General features: G+C 59.9%; 19 protein-coding genes. 11 read left to right on the top strand and 8 right to left on the bottom strand.

The window, feature by feature from the left end; translation table 11 throughout:
* The first annotated feature begins 54 nt into the window (after positions 1–54).
* Positions 55–402, top strand: coding sequence for a hypothetical protein (locus FGF54_RS04320; protein WP_142779020.1), 348 nt, complete (start codon positions 55–57; stop codon positions 400–402).
* Positions 403–557: 155 nt separating this feature from the next.
* On the top strand, positions 558–1,190 hold the full coding sequence (locus FGF54_RS04315) for a DapH/DapD/GlmU-related protein (RefSeq protein WP_142779019.1): 633 nt from the start codon (positions 558–560) through the stop codon (positions 1,188–1,190).
* A 47-nt stretch (positions 1,191–1,237) separates the two neighbouring features.
* On the opposite strand, the gene ppx is transcribed toward FGF54_RS04315, so the two are convergent.
* From ppx to FGF54_RS04295, 4 genes are read right to left on the bottom strand one after another with little or no spacing between them, the layout of a single operon-like run.
* Entirely contained in the window at positions 1,238–2,761 is a 1,524-nt protein-coding gene (ppx, locus tag FGF54_RS04310; RefSeq protein WP_003520777.1) for an exopolyphosphatase, read from the bottom strand.
* Positions 2,758–5,061, bottom strand: a complete 2,304-nt coding sequence (locus FGF54_RS04305) for an RNA degradosome polyphosphate kinase (RefSeq protein ID WP_371733923.1) — start codon at positions 5,059–5,061, stop codon at positions 2,758–2,760. The genes ppx and FGF54_RS04305 overlap by 4 nt, the downstream gene beginning before the upstream one ends.
* Positions 5,058–5,786: a DnaA regulatory inactivator HdaA gene (hdaA, locus tag FGF54_RS04300; RefSeq protein ID WP_080852290.1), complete on the bottom strand. Its 729-nt coding sequence runs from the start codon at positions 5,784–5,786 to the stop codon at positions 5,058–5,060. The genes FGF54_RS04305 and hdaA overlap by 4 nt, the downstream gene beginning before the upstream one ends.
* Positions 5,787–5,788: 2 nt before the next feature.
* Positions 5,789–6,946 carry an AI-2E family transporter gene (locus tag FGF54_RS04295; protein WP_142779018.1) on the bottom strand — a complete coding sequence of 386 codons (1,158 nt, stop codon included), beginning with the start codon at positions 6,944–6,946 and terminating at the stop codon, positions 5,789–5,791.
* 243 nt (positions 6,947–7,189) lie between these two features.
* Between FGF54_RS04295 and FGF54_RS04290 the strand changes: the two genes are divergently transcribed.
* The 4 genes from FGF54_RS04290 (at position 7,190) to FGF54_RS04275 (ending at position 10,919) form a co-directional block, all read left to right on the top strand.
* On the top strand, positions 7,190–7,984 hold the full coding sequence (locus tag FGF54_RS04290; RefSeq protein WP_142779017.1) for a class I SAM-dependent methyltransferase: 795 nt from the start codon (positions 7,190–7,192) through the stop codon (positions 7,982–7,984).
* Positions 7,985–8,107: 123 nt separating this feature from the next.
* Entirely contained in the window at positions 8,108–9,181 is a 1,074-nt protein-coding gene (purM, locus tag FGF54_RS04285) for a phosphoribosylformylglycinamidine cyclo-ligase (protein WP_142779016.1), read from the top strand.
* Positions 9,178–9,852, top strand: a complete 675-nt coding sequence (purN, locus tag FGF54_RS04280) for a phosphoribosylglycinamide formyltransferase (RefSeq protein WP_142779015.1) — start codon at positions 9,178–9,180, stop codon at positions 9,850–9,852. The genes purM and purN overlap by 4 nt, the downstream gene beginning before the upstream one ends.
* A 131-nt stretch (positions 9,853–9,983) precedes the next feature.
* Positions 9,984–10,919, top strand: coding sequence for an omptin family outer membrane protease (locus tag FGF54_RS04275; protein WP_142779014.1), 936 nt, complete (start codon positions 9,984–9,986; stop codon positions 10,917–10,919).
* A 57-nt stretch (positions 10,920–10,976) separates the two neighbouring features.
* On the opposite strand, the gene FGF54_RS04270 is transcribed toward FGF54_RS04275, so the two are convergent.
* Together FGF54_RS04270 and FGF54_RS04265 are read right to left on the bottom strand one after the other, a co-directional pair.
* Positions 10,977–11,594, bottom strand: coding sequence for an NUDIX domain-containing protein (locus tag FGF54_RS04270; RefSeq protein WP_142779013.1), 618 nt, complete (start codon positions 11,592–11,594; stop codon positions 10,977–10,979).
* Positions 11,595–11,649: 55 nt separating this feature from the next.
* The gene (locus tag FGF54_RS04265) at positions 11,650–13,872 is read right to left on the bottom strand and encodes a molybdopterin-dependent oxidoreductase (RefSeq protein ID WP_168208007.1); all 2,223 of its coding nucleotides are present in this window, start codon (positions 13,870–13,872) and stop codon (positions 11,650–11,652) included.
* Positions 13,873–13,913: 41 nt separating this feature from the next.
* On the opposite strand from FGF54_RS04265, the gene FGF54_RS04260 reads away from it, so the two are divergent.
* On the top strand, positions 13,914–14,777 hold the full coding sequence (locus FGF54_RS04260; protein WP_137452099.1) for a 23S rRNA (adenine(2030)-N(6))-methyltransferase RlmJ: 864 nt from the start codon (positions 13,914–13,916) through the stop codon (positions 14,775–14,777).
* Between the two features lie 4 nt (positions 14,778–14,781).
* Here FGF54_RS04260 and FGF54_RS04255 read toward each other — a convergent pair whose 3' ends face one another.
* Positions 14,782–15,729, bottom strand: a complete 948-nt coding sequence (locus FGF54_RS04255) for a lysylphosphatidylglycerol synthase domain-containing protein (RefSeq protein ID WP_003520764.1) — start codon at positions 15,727–15,729, stop codon at positions 14,782–14,784.
* A 207-nt stretch (positions 15,730–15,936) separates the two neighbouring features.
* Between FGF54_RS04255 and FGF54_RS04250 the strand changes: the two genes are divergently transcribed.
* Positions 15,937–16,710: a ribonuclease gene (locus tag FGF54_RS04250; protein ID WP_142779012.1), complete on the top strand. Its 774-nt coding sequence runs from the start codon at positions 15,937–15,939 to the stop codon at positions 16,708–16,710.
* A gap of 112 nt (positions 16,711–16,822) precedes the next feature.
* Complete coding sequence (locus FGF54_RS04245) at positions 16,823–17,419, top strand: glutathione S-transferase (RefSeq protein ID WP_142779011.1); 597 nt, start codon at positions 16,823–16,825, stop codon at positions 17,417–17,419.
* Positions 17,420–17,536: 117 nt separating this feature from the next.
* On the opposite strand, the gene FGF54_RS04240 is transcribed toward FGF54_RS04245, so the two are convergent.
* Positions 17,537–18,193 (bottom strand): outer membrane protein, encoded by a 657-nt coding sequence (locus FGF54_RS04240; RefSeq protein WP_142779010.1) that lies wholly within the window; start codon positions 18,191–18,193, stop codon positions 17,537–17,539.
* A 348-nt stretch (positions 18,194–18,541) separates the two neighbouring features.
* Here FGF54_RS04240 and FGF54_RS04235 point away from each other — a divergent pair, with 348 nt between their 5' ends.
* Both FGF54_RS04235 and uvrC read left to right on the top strand, forming a co-directional pair.
* Positions 18,542–19,330 carry an SDR family oxidoreductase gene (locus FGF54_RS04235; protein ID WP_142779009.1) on the top strand — a complete coding sequence of 263 codons (789 nt, stop codon included), beginning with the start codon at positions 18,542–18,544 and terminating at the stop codon, positions 19,328–19,330.
* Positions 19,327–21,372, top strand: a complete 2,046-nt coding sequence (gene uvrC, locus FGF54_RS04230; RefSeq protein WP_168208006.1) for an excinuclease ABC subunit UvrC — start codon at positions 19,327–19,329, stop codon at positions 21,370–21,372. Before FGF54_RS04235 ends, uvrC begins: the two co-directional genes overlap by 4 nt.
* Positions 21,373–21,396 lie beyond the last annotated feature (24 nt).

The following is a 21,396-nucleotide window of genomic DNA, read 5'->3' as shown; positions in this document are numbered from 1 at the left end:
TCCTTGCGATAATATCGCCCGGTGGAATGGTTGCACCGACAGGAGAGATATTCGATGAGTGAGAGTTGCCCGGTCCTGACACCGGCGGAACGGCAGGTACAGGCCATATTGGAGCGCACGGAAGCAGCGATGATGGCCACTATTCACGCAGCGCTCGAACGTGCCAGCAAAGAGGTCACTGAGGCGTTCCGGGCCGTCGATTCAGACATGCAGCCACCGCCCCACGACTATTTTGCCGCTGTCGCCCATCAGCAGCTCTTCCTGATGTTATGCGGAGCCGACCCAAAAACCTTCGAGGGCGGAAACCCCGAAATCGCCGGCCACATCATTCGGAACGCTCAAAACATATCCGACCACTACTGGAAGAAAACGCCTGCCGCGGCGGATGTCCCCGACAAGTGATACATTCCGCGTGAAGACAGGATTTTGCGTCACGCGGCATCGCGCGCGACCTGCGTTTTAGAAAGGAGGCCCGGCCCGGCCGGACCCCTTTGGCCATTCCACGTCACAGCACCTTCATCATCGCCGATTAAGCAGGCGCAAATCCGGAGGCTGGAATGGATTCGACCGCACAGATCAAGCGCCCGAAAATCGCGGAGACCGTCATCCATGCGACGGCGGGCATAAGAGATTCCAATATCGGCGAATGCTGCGAAATTCTGGCTGACACCTCCCTGCACAATGCCGAACTCGGCAATTACTCCTATCTTGGACCCCGTTGCATGGTGGGCGATGCAACGATCGGAAAATTCTGCGCCATCGCCGCAGAGGTCAGGATAGGCGCTCCGAACCATCCGATGGACCGGCCATCCATGCACCGTTTCAGCTATTGCCCTGAATATTATTCTGCGGATGCCGTGCGCGATGACGCCTTTTTCGACCGGCGCAGGGAGGACCGCGCCGTCATCGGTCACGATGTCTGGATCGGTCACGGGGTTATCGTCTTGCCGGGTGTCACGGTTGGAGACGGGGCAGTGCTCGCCGCCGGCGCGGTCGTCACCAAAGATGTGCCGCCCTACACCATCGTCGGCGGCGTTCCCGCAAAGATCATTCGCGAACGATTTTCGCGGCCCATCGCAGAAAAGCTTGCATCAATCGCATGGTGGGACTGGCCATTCGAAACGATCATGGCGCGGCTTTCCGACTTTCAGTCGAGCGACATAGAAGCCTTTTGCGAGCGCTGGTCCTAGCGGACACAAGAGCCGTTCCTGTCACAAAACGGAAACATCGCCGTTCGTTACTCGAACACGAACGCCAGCCGCTTGCCCGTCAGCTTCGCCAGTTGCTGCAAACGCCCGTCCAGTCGCTCGCCGGCGAAATCGCAATAATCGTGCGGCACGACGAATTCCAGATCGAGATCGGGATTGCCGGATTTGCGGAATTTGAGGTGGTCGACGACGCCCGGCATCGAAGCCGAAAAGAGATAGACGACGCGCAGCAGGCCGCCGAGCAATTTACCAAGCTCCTGCAACCGGTCGCCCGCCATGGCGGCGAGCGGCTGCGTGGTGCCGTTGTCGTTCAGACCTTCGAAACGATAATAATTGGCGAGCGCAATATAGGCGCGGCCGGGATGGGTGATCGCCACGAAAGAAGAGTGGGCGATGATGTTGAGCGCCTGCAATCCGCGATAGTCGGGATGGGCGCGCCAGCTGATATCGGCGAGAAGGCAGGCCGCCTGCCGGTAACGGCTCTCCTCTTCGGTCTCGTCAACACCGAAGACCGGGAAGGTGCGGCCGCTCCAGTCCGCCAGTTCGCGCGCATGTTCCGGCGAGCGGGCGCGCAGAATGGCAAGTTCATCGGCGGCAACCAGCAGCGGATCGGAATCCCGCTCTTCTTCCGTCAACAGCGAATAGAGATAACCTTCGCGCACGCCCTGCGCCGAGAAGGCGATCCTGGCCGGCTTCATCATTTTCAGAACTTCGCGCATGGCGATGGCGCCGAAGGGCAGAAGCGAGCGGCGGTTCTTGGAGACCGCCTGCCAGGCTGGATCCTTGCTATCCCGGGAGACGATGACCTCCTCGAGAAAATTCAGCATTTCCTCCAGCGGCAATTCGTAGCCCTGCATCATATGCAGCGGATAGCCCGATATCTCCATATGCAGCTTGGCGATGTTTCGCCAGGTGCCGCCCACCGCGTAAAAGGTGCGCCCCTCACCCGCCGCCAGAAGCTTGGCGAAGGATTTGACGTGTTTTCTGGCAATCGTCGCCGCTTTTTCCAGCGAGCCGTCCGACTGCTCCGACAGCCGCAGGCCGCCGAGCGGCAGGGTGATGCCCTCGCCGCAGCTCTTGCCCTTGATATCGATGAGTTCGAGCGAACCGCCGCCCAAATCGCCGGCGATGCCGTCTGGATCATGGAAACCACTGATCACGCCATACGCAGAATAAAGAGCTTCCTTTTCGCCTGATAGCACCTCGATCTCGCAGCCGAGAATGGCTTCGGCCTCGCGGATGAAATCCGGGCCGTTTTCCGCCTCACGCGCCGCAGCCGTCGCCAGCACATAGAGCTTCTGCGCCTGCGCCTGCTCGGAAAGGACATGGAAACGCCGAAGCGCCATCAGCGCCCGGCTCACGCCTTCCTCATGCATGCGGCCCGTCAGCGCCAGTCCCTTGCCAAGGCCGCACAGGACCTTTTCATTGAACAGCACCGCAGGCGCGCGGGAAAGACCTTCATATACGACGAGACGAACGGAGTTCGAACCAATATCTATGACGGAAACGGGGGCAAGGCCGGTCAGCCGCCCCTGTGCTTCTGATCGAGTCATTCAGCCTGTTTCTTGCGGGACGAAATCAACCCGGCAATCAATTTGGGCGCACTGGATTTCAAGGCTTCACCACGTCCGGAAAGGCTGGGATTGGTCATGAAATAGTGCTGCGCGTTGAACGGTTCTTCGCCTTTACGCACCTCGATGCGCCTCGACGTTCCGTCCGCAAGTATCTCGTAGCTCTGCTGGTTGTCAATGAGATTGCCGAGCATAATCTGTGAAAGAACCTGCTCATGCACGGTGGGATTGGTGAGCGGAACCAGCGTTTCCACGCGCCGATCAAGGTTGCGCGGCATCATGTCGGCCGAGCCGATATAGACCAGCGCCTTGTCCGACGGCAGACCGAAACCATTGCCGAAGCAGAAGATGCGGCTGTGTTCGAGGAAGCGTCCGACAATGGATTTGACGCGGATATTATCCGACAGACCGGGCACCTGCGGGCGCAGGCAGCAGATGCCGCGCACGACGAGATCGACCTCCACGCCCGCCGCGCTGGCGCGATAGAGCGTATCGATGATTTCAGGATCGACCAGCGAATTCATCTTCATCCAGATCGCCGCCGGCGCGCCGCGCTTGGCATGTTCGATCTCTTCGTTGATGTGCTTCACGATGCGGGCGCGCAGCGTATAGGGCGAAACGGCCAGCTTCATGCCCTCTTCCGGTTCGCCGTAACCCGTGATGAAGTTGAAGATATTCGCCATGTCATGGGCGATCTTCGGGTTGCAGGTGAAGAAGGACAGGTCGGTATAGATCTTGGCGGTGATCGGGTGATAGTTGCCGGTGCCGAGGTGGCAATAGGTTCTGAGCTTGCCATCCTCGCGGCGCACAACCATCGACATCTTGGCGTGGGTCTTGAGCTCGATGAAGCCGAAGACGACCTGCACGCCGGCGCGCTCCAGATCGCGCGCCCAGCGGATATTCGCCTCTTCGTCGAAACGCGCCTTCAGCTCGACCAGCGCGGTGACGGATTTGCCGGCTTCGGCCGCATCGATCAGCGCGCGAACGATCGGGCTGTCATTGGAGGTGCGGTAAAGCGTCTGCTTGATGGCGAGCACTTCGGGATCGCGCGCGGCCTGCAGCAGGAACTGCACGACCACGTCGAAGCTTTCATAGGGGTGGTGAACCACCATGTCCTTTTCGCGGATGGCGGCGAGGCAATCGCCGGCATGTTCGCGCACGCGCTCGGGGAAACGGGCGTTGTATGGTTCGAATTTCAGGTCGTCGCGCGGCGCGCGGACGATTTCGGAGATGGTGTTGAGCGCGAGAAGACCGGGCAGAACGGCAACACGATTATCAGGCACGCCAAGCTCATGCACGACGAACTGGCGCAGCGACTGCGGCATTTCGCTGTCAGTCTCGATGCGGATAACGGAACCCCGGCGGCGGCGCTTCAGCGCGCTCTCGAAGAAACGGACCAGATCTTCCGCCTCTTCTTCGACTTCGATATCGCTGTCGCGGATGATGCGGAACGTGCCGAATCCCTTGACGCTATAGCCGGGATAAAGCCGGTGAATGAACAGGCCGACCACATCTTCCAGCGTGATGTAACGGATGGCGTTCTTGTCATCCGGCAGGCGCACGAAACGGTCGAGCGCCGGCGGCAGGCGCAAGAGCGCCGTCATCGGCTCGCGGCCGTTGACGCTATCGAGCTGGAGGCCCATGGAAAAGCCGAGATTGGGAATGAAGGGGAACGGGTGCGCCGGGTCGATGGAGAGCGGCGTCAGAACGGGGAACATACGTTCCTCGAACTCCGTTTCCAGCCAGGTGCGGTCCGCATCCGAAAGTGCGGCGGGGCGCACGATGAAGATTTCTTCCTTGGCGAGATATTGTTGCAGAACGGCAAGCGATGCCTGCTGCTCCATCTGCAGATTGTCGATTTCCTTCAGAATATCTTCGAGCTGCTCGGCCGGCGTCTTGCCGTCCGGCGTTTTGACGGTGATCTTCTGGCGCACCTGCCCTTCGAGGCCGGCGACGCGGACCATGAAGAATTCATCGAGGTTGGCGGCCGAGATGGAGAGGAAACGCAGCCGCTCCAGCAGCGGGTGATCCGTGTTCAGCGTTTCTTCGAGGACGCGGCGGTTGAACTGGAGCCAGGAGAATTCGCGGTTGATGAAACGCGCCGGGCTGTCCCACAGGCTCTCGCCTTCGGTCACCGGCTGAACCTTGTTTAAGTCTTCCTGCGCGATAGCGTCCATTCCCTGTTCCATCCCCTGACCGATTTCCGTCCCGTGATCCTGCTGCATCGCGCGATCGTCCTTCTTGCCCGTATAACAGTTTGACGACGGAACTGTGACAGTCAATCGACATCCAGTCCGCTGCCCGCCGCTGCGTTGTCCATCGCATTGAGGACCTCCGCCACCAGAGGACGTGTAATTCTCGTTCCACGCGAAAGCGCCAGCCTGTCGATCCGGTCCACGATCGTCTGCGCCGTATCGAGCGAACGCTCCATTCTATTGACGATGTAACCTATGAGTTTGTCATCCATGTAAAGCTGTCGGTCGGCGAAGAGTTTCACCAGCACCTGCGCCAGCAGCCCCTCGTCCGGCTCACCGGTTTCCACCACCGTTACCGCTTTGAGGCGCGAACGCAGATCGGGCAGCGTCACCGGCCATGCGGCCGGCCATTGCCGGCTCGTCATCAAAAGCGTGGTGCCGTGCTGGCGAACGCTGTTGATGACATGGAAAAGTTCCGTTTCGTCAAAACCGCGCCGGTCGGCGTCCTCGAAAAGAACCGGTCCCGTTTCGGCAGCACGCGCGGCATCGGAGCCCGTCTCGGGGTGAATGTCGCGCGCATCGCTGATATTTTTCCAGATATTGGCGAGATGCGATTTTCCCGAACCCGGTGGCCCGGCCAGCACGACGACGGGCGAGCGCCAGTTCGGCCATTCATCGATGAGGCTGACGGCAGCCGCAAGCGAAGCGGAAACGAGGAGATCATCCCTGCCGGAAGCGGATTGGTGCGAGAATGCGAGCGGCAGCTGCTCGGCCTTCGACCGGGCGTTGTCGGTTTTGATTTGGTCAGTCATCGTCAGCTCTGAGAGTCAACCTTGCCGGAGGACGTTTCCCCTTCTTCCAGGGCAGGATTTGTGTCCCAGGGAAGGTTGGCGGCATGCCCGTGGTAAAGATCGCTTTCAAGATACCGCGACAAGGCGAAGCGGACAAGCACGCCGACCGCCGCCGCCGCCGGCACCGCGACGAGAAGCCCGACGAAACCGAAAAGCGCACCGAAGGCAAAAAGGGCGAACATCAGCCAGACCGGATGCAGGCCGACGCTTTTGCCGACAAGCTTCGGCTGCAGGATGTTGCCTTCGATGAATTGGCCGGAAAAGAACACGACGAGCGTCAGAAACACATAGATATAATCCGGCCAGAACTGCACGATGGCGACGCCGACGGCGAGGATGAGGCCAACCATGGAGCCGATATAGGGAATGAAGCTGATGAGGCCTGAGAAAAGGCCGATCAGCAGGCCGAAATTCAAACCCACCAGCGACAGGCCGACGGCGTAATAAACGCCGAGAATGATGCAGAGCGACCCCTGCCCGCGCACGAAACCGGCGATGGTCTTGTCCATGTCGCGGGCGATCTGGCGGACGGTATGGACATAATCGCGCGGTATCCAGCTATCGACCTTGTCGATCATCCGATCCCAGTCGAGCAGCAGATAGAAGGCGACCACCGGCGTGACGACCAGCAGCGACATGACATCGACCAGCGATTTGCCGGAATTCCAGATCTGCGTCAAAAGCGTGCCGATGAAACCCGCGCCTTCGGTCAAAAGCTTCGAAAAATTCTCCTTCACGGCGTCGATCTGGCTGCTCACCCAGTCCGGCAGGAGATTGGTGTCGGCGCCGGCAATCAGCTGCTGCAATGACGAGATATATTGCGGAATGCGTGTGATGAATTCCGAGGCCTGGGCGGCGATCAGCGGAATGATGATGATGAGCGACAGCGCGAAGAGCAGCACGAAGGAGACGAGGATGACGACGGTGGCCATCAACCGGCTAAGGCCACGCCGTTCCAGCCAGTCGGCAACCGGGTCGAGAAAATAGGCAAGCGCCATGCCCGCCACGAAAGGCAGGAGAATGGAGCTGAAGACCATCAGGAAAAGGACAAAGACGGCAAGCACGCCGATCCAGAAAAACACCTGCCGGCGCAGGCTCGTACCGCTTACATGGGGTTGCATCCGTTCATCCTTTATCGCCGCACCGTCACCGCCCATGATGGAGATAGGATGCGCATATGCACATGGTCAAGACCGGCGCTTTCGCGCGCAGGCAGAAGGAGTCTGCCCGCACAGCGGCAAAATCCCTCATTTCCGGCCAACCCATCGCAACGGCAGGTTGACCGACGGTAAATATTAGACAACTATCAAATATTGCCGGGCGGGCCAGCGGCGCTCCTTCATGTCCGGCGGCCGGGGGGCACGATGCAGAGCACCAGTGAAAATGGCATCGCGGAATATAATGCCGGTCTCTTCGATAATCCCGAAGTTGCCGAATGGTATGACAACCAGCAGCTTTACCCGGCCGAACGCATCATTCTCGATCAGTTCCGCCATGCCTATGCGGGCAAGCGGCTGCTTGACCTCGGCGTCGGCACCGGCCGAACGACGAAGCCGCTTCTGCCGCTGGTGGGAGACTATATCGGCATTGACCGTTCGCAGCCGATGCTTGCGCTGGCGCGGCGCAATTTTCCAGCCGCCACGTTTCTCGATATGGATGTGCGGGCGGTCGGCCAGTTCGGCGCGGAACGTTTCGATTGCGTGCTCGGCGCGCTCGCGATTCTAAGCGCCTTCGACCATGAGGACCGGCTTGCCATCATCCATGCCGTGCGAAGCATTCTCGCTCCCGGCGGATATTTCATCTTTTCGTTTCACAATCGCCAATGGAAACGGGCCGGCGGCATGCCGCTGCACCGCCGCTCCTGGCACCCGCGCGAGGTGGTGAATTCGCTGCATCCGCAAAGCTGGATCAACTATCTGCGACTGCAACCTTCGACACGGCGGACGCCGGAATATGCCATTCTCGCGGATCAGGCGCATCGCTGGAGCGGCCTGTTTTATTTCATCGACCTTGCCGCCCAGACCCGCCAGCTGGAAGCGGCGGGCTTTGAGATCGCCGCACGTTACGGCGAGAACGGACGGCCGATAGAGGAAAATTCCGATACGTCCAATGACGGCCTGCTCAATCTCGTCTGTCGCGCCGCGCCGCAGCCATCGTGAGCACCCAATCCGGCAAGCCCCGCCAAAGCCGTTAAAAACCGGAGCTTTTGCCACTCAAACCCTTGCATCAGGCCCCGTCCCGTGCGAATGGCGACGCCAAAGGAACCAGCGGAGACGAGAGCCATGAGCCAGTCGGGCAAGAACGGTCTTACCTATAGTGATGCAGGTGTGGATATCGACGCCGGCAACCTGATGGTCGAAAAGATCAAACCGGCGGTGCGTTCGACGCGGCGTCCCGGCGCGGATGGCGAAATCGGCGGCTTCGGCGGCCTGTTCGATCTGAAAGCCGCGGGCTTCACCGATCCGGTTCTGGTGGCCGCCAATGACGGCGTCGGCACCAAGCTGAAGATCGCCATCGACGCTGACTATCACGACACGGTCGGCATCGATCTCGTCGCCATGTGCGTCAACGATCTCGTCGTCCAGGGCGCAGAACCGCTGTTCTTCCTCGATTATTTCGCCACCGGCAAGCTGGACCCGGACCAGGGTGCGGCCATCGTTTCCGGCATTGCCGCCGGCTGCCGCGAATCCGGCTGTGCGCTGATCGGCGGCGAAACCGCTGAAATGCCCGGCATGTACTCCGATGGCGACTACGATCTCGCCGGTTTTGCCGTGGGTGCGGCCGAACGCGGCCAGCTTCTGCCGGCCGGCGATATTGCCGAAGGCGACGTCATTCTCGGCCTCTCCTCCTCCGGCGTCCACTCCAACGGCTTTTCGCTGGTGCGCAAGATCGTATCGATCTCCGGCCTCGACTGGAGCGCTGCCGCTCCATTCGCCGACGGCAAGAAGCTCGGCGAAGCGCTGCTGACGCCGACCCGCATCTATGTGAAGCCGCTTCTGAAGGCGATCCGCGAAACCGGTGCACTGAAGGCGCTGGCGCACATTACCGGCGGCGGTTTCCCGGAGAATATTCCGCGCGTTTTGCCCAAGCATCTCGCTGCCGAAATCGATCTCGACGCGATCAAGGTTCCCGCCGTCTTCTCGTGGCTGGCGAAAACCGGCGGCGTCGAAGCGAAGGAAATGCTGCGCACCTTCAATTGCGGCGTCGGCATGATCGTCGTCGTTTCGGCTGAAAATGCCGAAAAGGTCACCGATGTTCTGACTGCCGAAGGCGAGACCGTCTTCCCGCTCGGCCGCATGGTCGCCCGCAAAGAAGGCGCGCATGGCACCATCTACAAGGGCGCTCTCGGCCTATGATGAGCGCCGCCATCCCGTCCGGCCGCAAACGCGTCGTCGTTTTCATTTCCGGCAGCGGCTCCAACATGGTGTCGCTGGCCAAGGCCTGTCAGGCGGCGGATTTTCCGGCGGAAATCGTCTGCGTCATCTCGGACAAGGCGTCTGCGGGCGGGCTGGAAAAGGCACGGGGCATGGGCATTCCCACGTTGGTCTTCGAGCGCAAGACCTATGCCAGCAAGGCCGAGCATGAGGGCGCCATTCTGGCCGCACTTGGTGAAATCGCGCCCGATATCATTTGTCTCGCCGGTTACATGCGGCTGATATCGGGGAATTTCATTGCTCCCTATGAAGGGCGCATCATCAATATCCACCCTTCCCTGCTGCCGCTTTTCCCCGGCCTCAACACCCATCAGCGCGCCATCGACAGCGGCATGAAGATTTCCGGCTGCACCGTGCATTTCGTCACCGAAGGCATGGATGAAGGCCCGACCATCGCGCAGGGTGCGGTGCCGGTCATTTCCGGCGATACGGCCGACACGCTGGCGGCGCGGATCCTGACAGTCGAGCACCAGCTCTACCCGCTTACCCTGAAGCGGCTTGCCGAAGGCAAGGTTCGAATGGAAGACGGCAAGGCGATCTTCACGGATGACGAAAGTAATACTGAGTATTCCAACCTCATCTCCGCCTCCTGATAAAGCTATAACTAAAGTACAAAAACACCAATAATGGTATTTTTCGGAAAATAAACCGATCGTTTACCATAATCATCTTTAATGCCCGCAACGGCCCTTATTTCGGGCCCTCCGGTCATTCAGGAGCGATTATGCCATTTTCGAGATTTTCCCTGCCGCTTTCGGTTGTCCTGCTGGCGGGCGCCAGCCTGCCCGTCGCGGCTGAGCAAAGCGGCATTACAGCCTCAGTGGATGCCGGCGTTCTCAATCTTCGAGCGACGGAAACCGTCCATATCGGTGGGCGCAAATTGAGCGAACTCGAGTGGGAAACCAAAAACGCGGTGGCATTGCGCGGCTCGCTCGGGCTTGAACTTGCGCCCGGCTGGCGCGTGAAGGCGGAAGGCCGCGTCGGCTTCGAGGGCGACGGCTATATGACCGACTATGACTGGGTTTGGCCTTTTTCCAGAGATAGCTCCAAGGACAATTGGAGCCACCGTTCCCAGCATGACGACACGCGGCTCGACCATTATTTTTCGGGAAGCCTCGAACTCAATCGCATGTTGCTGGACGATCCGCAGCAATATCTCAGCGCCGGCGTCGGTTTTCGTTATACGGATGTTCAATGGTCGGCTTATGGCGGCAACGCGGTTTACAGCGTTTTCTCCCCCCGCGATTTCTCCGGCAAATTCAAGGATGGCCTCAAGGGGATCACCTATCGCCAGCAAATCCCGGTTTTCTACGGCAACCTGACGGGCGGCCAGAGGTTCGGCAAGTGGTCGCTCAATCTGGGCCTCGAAGGCGGCGCCATGGTCTACGGCAAGGCAACGGACGATCACTGGCTGCGCGACATGCGCTTTACCGACAAATTCGACGTCGCCGGCATGTTCGGGGTGAAGGCCGGCGTCGCCTATGACCTGACCGAGAATGCCTCGATCTATCTCGACGGCGCATATGACTACACCAGCCTCGGGCGCGGAGACACCCACTATAGCGGCGCAGGCGCCGGCGACCTGTCATCGGAAAAGAATGCCGGCGGCGGCGATTTGCAGTCGATTTTCGTGGGGATGGGTGTGAGAGGACGCTTCTAGTATCGACAGTTTCACTCGAATTACGAGTTTACCAGATGCGCTCGAATAACCCTGCCCTCAAAGCCGGGCGCGATTTAACATCGCCCATTGCAGCAGAATGATCGTCTTGGAATCGGTAATTTCACCCGATGCGATCATCGCGAAGGCTTCATCCAACCGGTAGGTCAGAACCTCCAGATCCTCGCCTTCGTCCTCCAGTCCGCCGCCGCTGCCGGCCTGCACGTCAAGATCGATGCGGGCGACGAAGAGGCTGACCTTTTCCGTCAGCGTGCCGGGGCTGGCATACATATCGAACAGATAGTCGACCTTTTCGACCGCGTAGCCTGATTCTTCCATCGCCTCACGGCGGATGGCGACGGCCGCGTCGTCGTCGTCGAGAAGCCCCGCCGGCACCTCGATCATGAAGCTTGGATCGCCGTTCACGAAGGCGGCGGGGCGGAACTGGCGCACCATCACCACGCTGTCGCGCTTCGGGTCATAAAGAAGAATGGCGGCGGCGCTGCCATGGTCGTGGACTTCCCGGACGATGCGGATGGTTTTGCCATCCGGCATGCGCTGGTCGAAAACGAGCTTCTGCATATGCACGAAGCCCTTCCAGACGGTTTCTTTTTCCACCAGCCGGATTCTGCCCGCATCCGTGTCGGCCGGAATGTTTTTCGCCTGCGTCTGTGTCACCGGATATATCCTTGCCTGTCGTGGGATTTCAGCCTGCCCGTGTTGCGGCGCAATATCAAGCCTCGCGGGTCCCGTCATCGCGGCGGAGCCACACCTTGTTGTCGTGAAAAGCCGCACCGCCATAGGGGGCGACCGCATCGGCGCCGGTCAGTACATTGATGCCTTCGCCATCCAGATGCGCCCTGTTTGGCCACAGCCCTTCGGCGATCAGCACACCCGGTCTTGCACCCTCCACGATTTTCGCATGGAGGCGCACTTCGCCGCGCGCATTGCCGATGCGGACGATGTCGCCATCGGCAATGCCGTTGCCGCTCGCATCTTCGGGACAGATCATCAATTCCGGACGGCCTTCCTTCTGCACGGAGGTCTTGGTTTCCGCGAAGGTGGAGTTCAGGAAATTGCGCGCCGGCGATGTCGCCAGCCGGAAGGGATGGTCACCGTCCACGGTTTCGATAACGTCGACCTGATCCGGGAATTTCGGAAATTGCGCAACAGGCCCCATCACACCGATATTTTTCGGCGGCTTGTTCGGAGAGGGTCCGGTTGCCCATTCGGGACTGAAGCGGAATTTGCCATCGCCGTAACCGAATCCTTCGAGATAATGCGCCACCTCGAAGGAGGGTTGCGCATCGATCCACTTCTCTTCAGCCAGCGTGTCGAAATCGCCCCAACCGCTGACTTTGAGCATACGGTCGACATGATCGCGGGCCGAAAGGCCGAAGCCCGGCATATGGTCGACGCCGAGGCGTTTTGCCAGTTCCTCGATGACGAAGAGATTGGTGCGCACCGTTTCCGGCGGCTCCACCAGTTTGGGCCCAAGCAGAATGTGGTTCTGGCCGCCGGCGCGGTAGATGTCGTCATGTTCGAGGAACATGGTGGCGGGCAGCACGATATCGGCCACATCGGCCGTCTCGGTCATGAACTGCTCATGCACGGCGACGAAGATATCGTCGCGCAGGAAGCCCTGTTTCACCAGCCGCTGTTCGGGCGCGACATTGACGGGATTGGTGTTCTGGATGAGCAGCGCCGTCACCGGGCCGCCGTGGCGCAGCGCTTCCGCGTCCCCCGTCAGCACGCGGCCGATCTGCGACTGGTCGAGTTGGCGCACCTCGGGGTCGGCGTAAGAACTGCCCATCAGCTCCGCCTTGTTGAGCCGGAAGATGTCACCATTGTTATGGAACGCGCCTCCGCCCTCATATTGCCAGGAGCCGAGAACCGTGGCGATGGAAAGCGCAGCATGCATGGCGACCGCGCCGTTGCGCTGGCGGGCAAAACCATATCCGAGCCGGAAGAAGGTCTTCTTCGTGGCGCCGACTAGCCTTGCGAAATCCTCGATCTCATTGACCGAAAGGCCGGTGATTTCGGATGCCCATTGCGGCGTCTTCGTCTTCAGATGCGCCTCGAGCCCCGCCGGATCGTCGGCAAAGCGCGCCATATAATCACGGTCGGCGTAACCGTCGCGGAAGGCGATGTGCATGACGGCGCAGGCAAGTGCGGCATCCGTGCCGGGGCGGACGACGAGGCGCATATCCGCCTGCTTCATGGTCGGATTGTCGTAGATATCGACGACGACGATCTTCGCGCCGCGTTCCTTGCGGGCTTTCACCGCATGGGTCATGACATTGACCTGGGTGGCGACCGCGTTGGTGCCCCAGATGACGACGACATCGGCCTTGGCGATCTCGCGCGGATCCGGGCCGCGCAGTGCGCCGGTGCCCATCACATAACCGGTCCAGGCCATGTTGGTGCAGATCGATCCGAAGAAACCGGAATATTTCTTGGCGTGGCGCAGGCGCTCGATGGAATCCCGCTGCACCTGCCCCATGGTGCCGGCATAGAAATAGGGCCAGATGGCCTCAGTACCATGCCGCGCCTCGGCCTTGACGAAAGCGTCCGCCACCTCATCCAGAGCCACTTCCCAGGAAATCTCCTGCCAGTCGCCGGCGCCCTTCGCACCCTTGCGGCGCTTCGGGGTCAGAAGACGGCCGGGATGATAGATGCGCTCAGAGTAACGCGCCACCTTGGCGCAGATCACGCCGGCGGTATAAGTATTGGCGTTAGCCCCGCGCACGCGGCCGATGCGGCCATCGGCATTGATGTCGACCTCGAGCGCGCAGGCGCTCGGACAGTCATGCGGGCAGACCGTGTGTCCGATACGGACTTCGGACTTCGGGGCGGCTTTTTCAGCGGAAATCGGGGTCGCAACGTTCATGTCTTTTGTATATTGCATCAACGATGCGGCAAAAAGGCCGAAGTGACGTCCATCAAGAATATTCATCCTGACCATTCATCCGGATAAACGGCAAGCGAGACACATCCATGAACTACCGCCACATCTATCACGCCGGCAATTTCGCGGATGTCCTCAAACATGCCGTTCTCGCCCGCCTCGTGCGCTACCTGCAGAACAAGGACAAGGCCTTTCGGGTGCTGGACACCCATGCCGGCATCGGGCTTTACGACCTGACCTCGGAAGAGGCGCAGAAGACCGGCGAATGGCAGACCGGTATCGGCAAGCTGATGGAGGCCGATCTGCCCGCCCCCATCGCCGAACTGCTGGAGCCCTATCTTGACGCCGTGAAGGAACTCAATCCGGACGGTGGCGTGAAATTCTACCCCGGCTCACCGAAACTCGCGCGCATGCTGTTTCGCCCGCAGGACCGGCTTTCGGCCATGGAACTGCACCCGGATGACAGCCGGGCGCTCGCGCGCCTGTTCGAGGGGGACTACCAGGTGCGTGTCACCGAGCTGGATGGCTGGCTGTCGCTCGGCGCGCATCTGCCGCCGAAGGAAAAGCGCGGCCTCATCCTCGTCGATCCGCCTTTCGAGCTTGAGAATGAATATCAGCGTCTGGCCGATGGTTTGAACAAGGCCTATCGGCGTTTTTCCACCGGCACCTATTGCCTGTGGTATCCCTTGAAGAAAGGCGCACCGATCAAGGACTTCCACGAGCGGCTGCAATCCTTCGACATTCCGAAGATGCTGTGTGCGGAGCTTTCCGTCAGAAGCGACCGGCTGGATGGCCTGAGCGGCTCCGGCCTCATCATCGTCAATCCGCCCTATACGCTGAAGGACGAGTTGCACACGCTGCTGCCCTACCTGAAGACAACGCTGGCGCAGGACAGGTTCGCCTCGCAGCGCGCCTTCTGGCTGCGCGGCGAGGAAAAATCGGAAGATAATTGAGGGGCTATCTCAGCCCTTCCCGCCTCTGCGCCTGCGCCAGCTGTGACCGTTCGAAGAACAGGATCACGAACAGGGCCATGATGAAGGGAATGATGAGGTAGAACAGCCTGAAGACCAGAAGCGCCGCGATGACATCCGCCGGGTTCATGTCCGGCAGGCCGGTGACGAAGACCAGTTCCAGCACCCCCAGGCCGCCCGGCGCATGCGAGATGAGCGCAGCCGAGAAAGAAACCAGAAATATGCCGAGAATGACCATATAACCGGGATTTCCGGCTTCCGGCAGCGCGAAATAGATGATGCCCGCCGCGCCGATCAGCTCAATCGGGCCGATGACGAGTTGCTGCGCAACAAGCTTCGGCGCGGGGTACGGCAGCACGAAAGAGCCGATTTTCAGGGGTTTCAGCCTGAGCAGGCTGCCAAGAATATAAAGGCCGACGAAAAGGAGCAGCAGCACGCCTGTGGTGGTGGAGGCTTCGACGGGCAGAATGCCGGTAAACCGTTCGGTGATGTCAGGCTCGTAAAGCAGCACCAGCCCGATGAGCATGATCGTGCCGATGAGGAAGGTGAAGGAGCAGAGGCCGACAAGCACGCCCACTTCCGCTACACTCAGCCCCTTGGACGTATAGGCCCGATATCGCACCACGGCACCCGAGAATACCGAGGCCCCGACATTGTGGGACAGCGCATAGGTGGTGAAAGAGGTAAGCGTGATGAAGAACCAGTTCACTTTGCGGCCAAGATGCTGCAACGCGATGCGGTCGTAACCGGCGAGCGCGGCATAGGCCAGCAGGGTTGCAAGGCCCGAACACAGCCAGTCCCGCACGCGAATGGCTTTCAGACTGTCCCAGAGATCATCGAGCGACAGGCCGCGCAGTTCGTGAAAGAGCAACCATGCGGAAAAACCGATCGTCGCGAAGCCAACGACGGGCCAGATATATTTCTTGAATTTCATGCGGTCATGCCCGCCTATTTCCTCCAGCCTCACCCCAGCCCTGTTCCGTCTTTGCGGAAGATTCGTTCGACTTTATTCGTTATGCGGCAAAGCTTTCAACCTTTTCATCAAAGATTGGCGGTTTGCCCCGTTCACAAGTTGATGTAAGACCGGATCGTCGCCCGCCGGCGATGTGAGGTCGTCCATTTTCCGGAGAACGTACACGGAATGAAGCGTTATGCCGGTTTCATCGCCCTGGGCCTTCTGTCGCTCGGCGCATTGTGGTTCGCGCGGGAAAATCCGGCACCGCCCGACCCCGCCGGCAACCGGCAGACACAAGCCCAATCGCAGGCCGCCGGCAACTCCCGGCCGGACGCTTCAGGGCGCGACGTTTCCCGACAGGAGACGGGCAAAAACCCTGCGCCGCGCGGAAACGGTTTCGATTTTTACGTGCTGTCGCTCTCCTGGTCACCGGCATTCTGCGCCAGTTCCGAAGGCTCGGGCAACCGCCAGCAATGCGGCAGCGACAGGCGTTACGGTTTCGTGGTGCATGGGCTGTGGCCGCAGAACGAAAACGGCTATCCGGAATTCTGCCAAAGCGGCGAGCCCGACCGTGTTCCGGACGCGATCGGCCGCACCATGTTCGATATCATGCCGTCCATGGGCCTGATCGGCCACCAGTGGCGCAAGCACGGCTCCTGCTCCGGCCTGTCGCAGAGGGACTATTTCTCGGCAACACGCGCCGCCTTCGAAGCCATCCGGCTGCCGGGAAAGATCGCCTCGGGCGCCGAAGCCGCCACTCTTTCCGCCGACGCCATAGAAACCGCCTTCACCGACGCCAATCCCGGCCTGTCGAAACGCGGCATCTCCATCAGCTGCGACGGCAGGCGCCTTGAGGAAGTGCGCATCTGCCTCAACAGGGACATGACATTCCGCGACTGCCCCGAGCTTGACCGCAAGGGCTGCCGCGCCAACGCCACGGAAATCGTCCCCATTCGCTAGAGCGCATCGAATGTTCCCTTTTGCGTTCTTCTACACATTTTCCAGACATAAAACCGCTATGCAGTTTTATTGACTATTCCAGTCCCCAGACGACAACCCACAGGACCCGACCATGGAACTGCTCTACTCGCCCGCCTCCCCCTACTCCGCCAAGGTACGTATGGCCGCGCGCCATCTCGGCATCGACATTACCTCCGTGCGCGTCGATACCAGTGCCGAACCTGCAACGCTGATGGACAACAATCCGCTCGGCAAGATTCCGGTCCTGCTTCTGGATGAAGGCGGCTCGGTCTATGACAGCGTGGCGATCATGCATTATCTCGACCGTCTTTCGGGCGGCAAGCTCTACCCGAAAAAGAACGGCAAGCGCACGGATGTGGAAATTCTGGAAGCGCTGTGCGACGGCATCATGGATTGCCTGCTCGCCATCGTTTACGAGCGTCGTTTTCGCCCGGAAGACAAGATCCACCAGCCATGGATAGAAAAGCAGTGGAGCAAGGTGGTCCGCGGGCTTGATTATCTCAACACCAACCTGCCGAAAACCGGCAAGAAGCTGCATGGCGGCCATTTCGCCCTTGCCGCAATGATCGGTTATCTCGACCTGCGTTTCGCCGGCGAGTGGGCCGAAGGGCGCGATGCGCTGGCCGGCTGGCCGGAAACCTTCGGCAAGCGTTTTGAAGCCTATGCGGAAATGAAGGCCGCCGCCTGAGGCGAATGCAGAAGGACGCCTGGCCGGAAGGCCGGGCATTCATGCCGACACATAACACCGAAAAACAAAAAAGCCGGGGCGAAAACCCCGGCTTTTCCAATAGCGATCCTTGAGGGATCAGAACTTGACGCCGATACCGGCCTTGACGGAGTGGTCGTCATAACCACGCGAGAAGGCGTCGTTGCCGAGCGTGTAGTCCTTCTTCTGGTAGTCGCTGTAGCGATATTCCAGACGAGCGGTGATGTTGTCGGTAACCATGGCTTCTACACCGGCACCAACCGTGTAACCGAGAGCCGTGGCACTATCCTTGTTGACGCCGTCACGAACCTTGTTGTCGGAAACAGCAAGACCGGCCGTACCGTAGAGCAGGAACGGGTTCATGTCGTAACCGACGCGGCCACGCAGCGAGCCGTTGACGCCCTGCTTGCCTTCGACGGCGCGACCTGCGACCGTACCGGCAGAACCGCGCTCGTCGCCGAGATTGATGTCGGCTTCACCACCGTAAACGATCTGGCCGTTCTGCATGTTGTAACCGCCGTACAGACCGCCGCCGAAGCCCTTGGCATCGCGACCGTTGTCGCTGGAGCTGAAACGGCCCCAGTCATAGTTGACGGTACCACCGAGGTAGGCGCCGGACCAATCCTTGACTGCGGCGGGCTGGTCGTAGGCTACCGGTGCCTGCGGCACTTCATTTACGGCATCAGCGGCGTGAGCAGCCGAAAAGCCGGCGGCTGCAATGGTCGAAGCCATAAGGGTTGCTACGAAAATACGCATGTTATTCTCCTTTCAGGGCCGCTCTGCACTCAAAACATTGTTTTCAGACGCGGCATAATTCGTCGGGTTAATCGCCCCTCTGGAAACCGAATTTGATGGGAGAATGCGGAGATCAAAGAGCCAAAATGTGAATTGTTTGAGGCAGCGACGTGACTAGAATTAGACGTTGCCTAATTGCCACAACGGTTTTATTAACCCTAACAGAAGCCTAATCAGCAATATATCGACTTTAAACTTAATTATATTCAAATTAAACCGAAATTACATTGCGAATAAAAAATCGCCCAATTCTTTTGGGGCTGCGTGACAGCTTGCGATTTGCATCTATATCCAGCACATAGGGAATATATGAGCAAATGCAGGTCCGCCGTGAGAGAAAATATACAAAAGACCGTCTTGATAACAGGAGCCGCCCGCAGGCTCGGCCGGGCAATCGCCACCGATCTTGCCGCACACGGCTTTGCGATTGCGGTACATGCCAATGAATCCATGGCACAGGCGGAGGAATTCGCTAACGAAATAAGGCAGAAAGGTGGCAGGGCCGCAGCCGTTCAGGCGGACCTGACACAATCGGCGTCAACAATGGCGCTTGTCGAAAAGGCCGCTTCAGCCCTCGGGCCTATCGGCGTCGTTATCAACAATGCGTCGGTTTTTCTCGACGACTCGGCGGACAAGCCCGATCCGGCGATCTTCGACGCGCATTTCGCCGTGCATGTGCGGGCGCCCTCCCTCATCGCCGCCGCCTTTGTCGAGCAACTGCCTGCCGATAAATCCGGGCTGATCGTCAATATCATCGACCAGCGCGTGCTTGCGCTCACGCCAAGGTTTTATTCCTATACGCTTTCGAAATCGGCGCTCTGGACGGCCACGCGGACGATGGCGCAGAGCTTTGCGCCGCGTGTGCGGGTCAATGCCATCGGGCCGGGTCCCACCTTCAAAAGCGAAAGACAGGCGCCCGAGGACTTTCAGGCGCAGATCGACGGCCTTATATTAAAGCGTGGTCCCGCACCGGACGAGTTCGGGCGGACGATTCGCTTTCTTTTCGACACGCCGTCGGTCACCGGACAAATGATCGCGCTCGACGGCGGCCAGCATCTTGGCTGGGAAACCCCTGACGTGGCGGAGATAAATGAATGAACGGAAAGAAGCTGCCTGATGGCGGTATTCTCTTCGATGAAACCGACGACGAAGACGACGATGCAAACCTTGCCGCGACCGATGCGGCCGAGGCATCGAGCGACGTTGCCGGCATGGACTGGAATGCGGGCTGGAAGAACGAATCCGGCCTGAAGGGCATGGATCTGATCGGCGAATTCGTCAAACACCTGCCGAATGCGCCGGGCGTCTATCGCATGTTCAACGAGGCGAACGACGTTCTTTATGTCGGCAAGGCGCGCTCGTTGAAGAAGCGTGTCGGCAATTACGCGCAGGGCCGCGTGCATTCCAACCGCATTGCCCAGATGGTGCGGCTGACTGCCCATATGGAATTCGTCACCACCCGCACGGAAACAGAGGCGCTTCTGCTGGAAGCGAATCTCATCAAGCGCTTGCGGCCGCGCTTTAATGTGCTTTTGCGCGACGACAAGTCTTTCCCCTATATTCTCATTACCGCAGACAATCGCGCGCCGGCGATTTTCAAGCACCGTGGAGCGCGGGCGCGCAAGGGCGATTATTTCGGCCCCTTTGCGTCGGCCGGCGCGGTCGGCCGCACGATCAATTCGCTGCAACGCGCCTTTTTGATCCGCACCTGCACCGACAGCGTGTTCGAAACCCGCACGCGTCCCTGTCTTCTTTACCAGATCAAGCGCTGTTCCGGCCCCTGCACGCATGAGATCAGCGATCAGGGGTATGAAGAACTCGTCAAGGAAGCCAAGGATTTCCTGTCCGGCAAGAGCCAGAGCGTCAAGACCGCGATTGCGCGGCAGATGAACGAGGCTGCCGAGGACCTCGATTTCGAGCGCGCCGCGGTCTATCGCGACCGGCTGGCCGCACTTTCGCATGTCCAGAGCCATCAGGGCATCAACCCCGCCGGCATCGAGGAGGCGGATGTCTTCGCCATCCACCATGAAGGCGGCATCTCCTGCATTCAGGTGTTCTTTTTCCGCACCGGGCAGAACTGGGGCAACCGCGCCTATTTTCCGAAGGCCGACCCATCGCTCGCCGGCTCGGAAATCCTCAATGCATTCCTGGCGCAATTTTACGACGACAAGCCGGTGCCGAAACAAATCCTGCTGTCCGAAACGGTGGAGGAACAGGAACTTCTAGCGGCTGCCCTCGGTGAAAAAGCCGGACACAAGGTGACAATCAGCGTGCCGCAACGCGGCGAGAAGAAGGACATCACCGACCATGTGCTTGCCAATGCCCGCGAGGCGCATGGCCGCAAACTAGCGGAAACCTCGTCTCAGGCGCGGCTGCTGAAAGGTTTTGCGGAAACCTTCGGTCTTTCCTATGTGCCGCGCCGGATCGAGATTTACGATAACTCCCATATCATGGGCACCAATGCCGTGGGCGGCATGGTGGTGGCGGGGCCGGAAGGTTTCGTGAAGAACCAATACCGCAAGTTCAACATCAAATCGACCGACATCACCCCCGGTGACGACTTCGGCATGATGCGCGAGGTGATGACCCGTCGCTTCTCGCGCCTGCTGAAGGAAGAGGGAAAGCCCGACCGTGGGCAGACGCCGACGCCGGAGGAAGCCGCCGATATGCCCTTCCCCGCCTGGCCCGATGTGATCCTGATCGATGGCGGTCAGGGCCAGATGACGGCGGTACGGGCCATTCTCGACGAACTCGGCATTCGCGACTGTGTGACCGCCATCGGTGTCGCCAAGGGCGTGGACCGCGAGGCGGGCCGCGAACGCTTCTTTGCGGATGGGCGCAGCGATTTTTCGCTGCCGCCGCGCGATCCCGTGCTCTATTTCATCCAGCGCATGCGCGATGAAGCGCACCGCTTCGCCATCGGCTCGCACCGGGCGCGGCGCAAGAAGGAAATGGTGCGCAATCCGCTCGACGAAATCTCGGGAATCGGTCCGGGCCGCAAGCGCTCCCTGCTGCAGCATTTCGGCACGGCCAAGGCGGTTTCCCGCGCCGGCCTCAACGACCTGATGGCTGTCAGCGGCATTTCGGAGACGGTTGCGCGGCAAATCTACAATCACTTCCACGAGAGCGGCAGCGATTGACGCCGCGCCGTCGTGGCGAACTGC

The sequence above is a fragment of the Agrobacterium sp. T29 genome, assembly GCF_006970545.1.
Lineage (GTDB): Bacteria > Pseudomonadota > Alphaproteobacteria > Rhizobiales > Rhizobiaceae > Agrobacterium > Agrobacterium leguminum.
The sequence above is the reverse complement of the archived record's forward strand: the minus strand, read 5'-3'. Positions and strand labels throughout refer to the sequence as shown.

What these genes read in the sequence shown, in the direction of transcription:
- FGF54_RS04320 (WP_142779020.1), top strand. Translation starts at nt 55, where the DNA reads ATGAGTGAGAGTTGCCCGGTCCTGACACCGGCGGAACGGCAGGTACAG.
- FGF54_RS04315 (WP_142779019.1), top strand. Translation starts at nt 558, where the DNA reads ATGGATTCGACCGCACAGATCAAGCGCCCGAAAATCGCGGAGACCGTC.
- ppx (WP_003520777.1), bottom strand. Translation starts at nt 2,761, where the DNA reads ATGACTCGATCAGAAGCACAGGGGCGGCTGACCGGCCTTGCCCCCGTT.
- hdaA (WP_080852290.1), bottom strand. Translation starts at nt 5,786, where the DNA reads ATGACTGACCAAATCAAAACCGACAACGCCCGGTCGAAGGCCGAGCAG.
- FGF54_RS04295 (WP_142779018.1), bottom strand. Translation starts at nt 6,946, where the DNA reads ATGCAACCCCATGTAAGCGGTACGAGCCTGCGCCGGCAGGTGTTTTTC.
- FGF54_RS04290 (WP_142779017.1), top strand. Translation starts at nt 7,190, where the DNA reads ATGCAGAGCACCAGTGAAAATGGCATCGCGGAATATAATGCCGGTCTC.
- purM (WP_142779016.1), top strand. Translation starts at nt 8,108, where the DNA reads ATGAGCCAGTCGGGCAAGAACGGTCTTACCTATAGTGATGCAGGTGTG.
- purN (WP_142779015.1), top strand. Translation starts at nt 9,178, where the DNA reads ATGATGAGCGCCGCCATCCCGTCCGGCCGCAAACGCGTCGTCGTTTTC.
- FGF54_RS04275 (WP_142779014.1), top strand. Translation starts at nt 9,984, where the DNA reads ATGCCATTTTCGAGATTTTCCCTGCCGCTTTCGGTTGTCCTGCTGGCG.
- FGF54_RS04265 (WP_168208007.1), bottom strand. Translation starts at nt 13,872, where the DNA reads ATGAATATTCTTGATGGACGTCACTTCGGCCTTTTTGCCGCATCGTTG.
- FGF54_RS04260 (WP_137452099.1), top strand. Translation starts at nt 13,914, where the DNA reads ATGAACTACCGCCACATCTATCACGCCGGCAATTTCGCGGATGTCCTC.
- FGF54_RS04255 (WP_003520764.1), bottom strand. Translation starts at nt 15,729, where the DNA reads ATGAAATTCAAGAAATATATCTGGCCCGTCGTTGGCTTCGCGACGATC.
- FGF54_RS04250 (WP_142779012.1), top strand. Translation starts at nt 15,937, where the DNA reads ATGAAGCGTTATGCCGGTTTCATCGCCCTGGGCCTTCTGTCGCTCGGC.
- FGF54_RS04245 (WP_142779011.1), top strand. Translation starts at nt 16,823, where the DNA reads ATGGAACTGCTCTACTCGCCCGCCTCCCCCTACTCCGCCAAGGTACGT.
- FGF54_RS04240 (WP_142779010.1), bottom strand. Translation starts at nt 18,193, where the DNA reads ATGCGTATTTTCGTAGCAACCCTTATGGCTTCGACCATTGCAGCCGCC.
- FGF54_RS04235 (WP_142779009.1), top strand. Translation starts at nt 18,542, where the DNA reads ATGAGCAAATGCAGGTCCGCCGTGAGAGAAAATATACAAAAGACCGTC.
- uvrC (WP_168208006.1), top strand. Translation starts at nt 19,327, where the DNA reads ATGAACGGAAAGAAGCTGCCTGATGGCGGTATTCTCTTCGATGAAACC.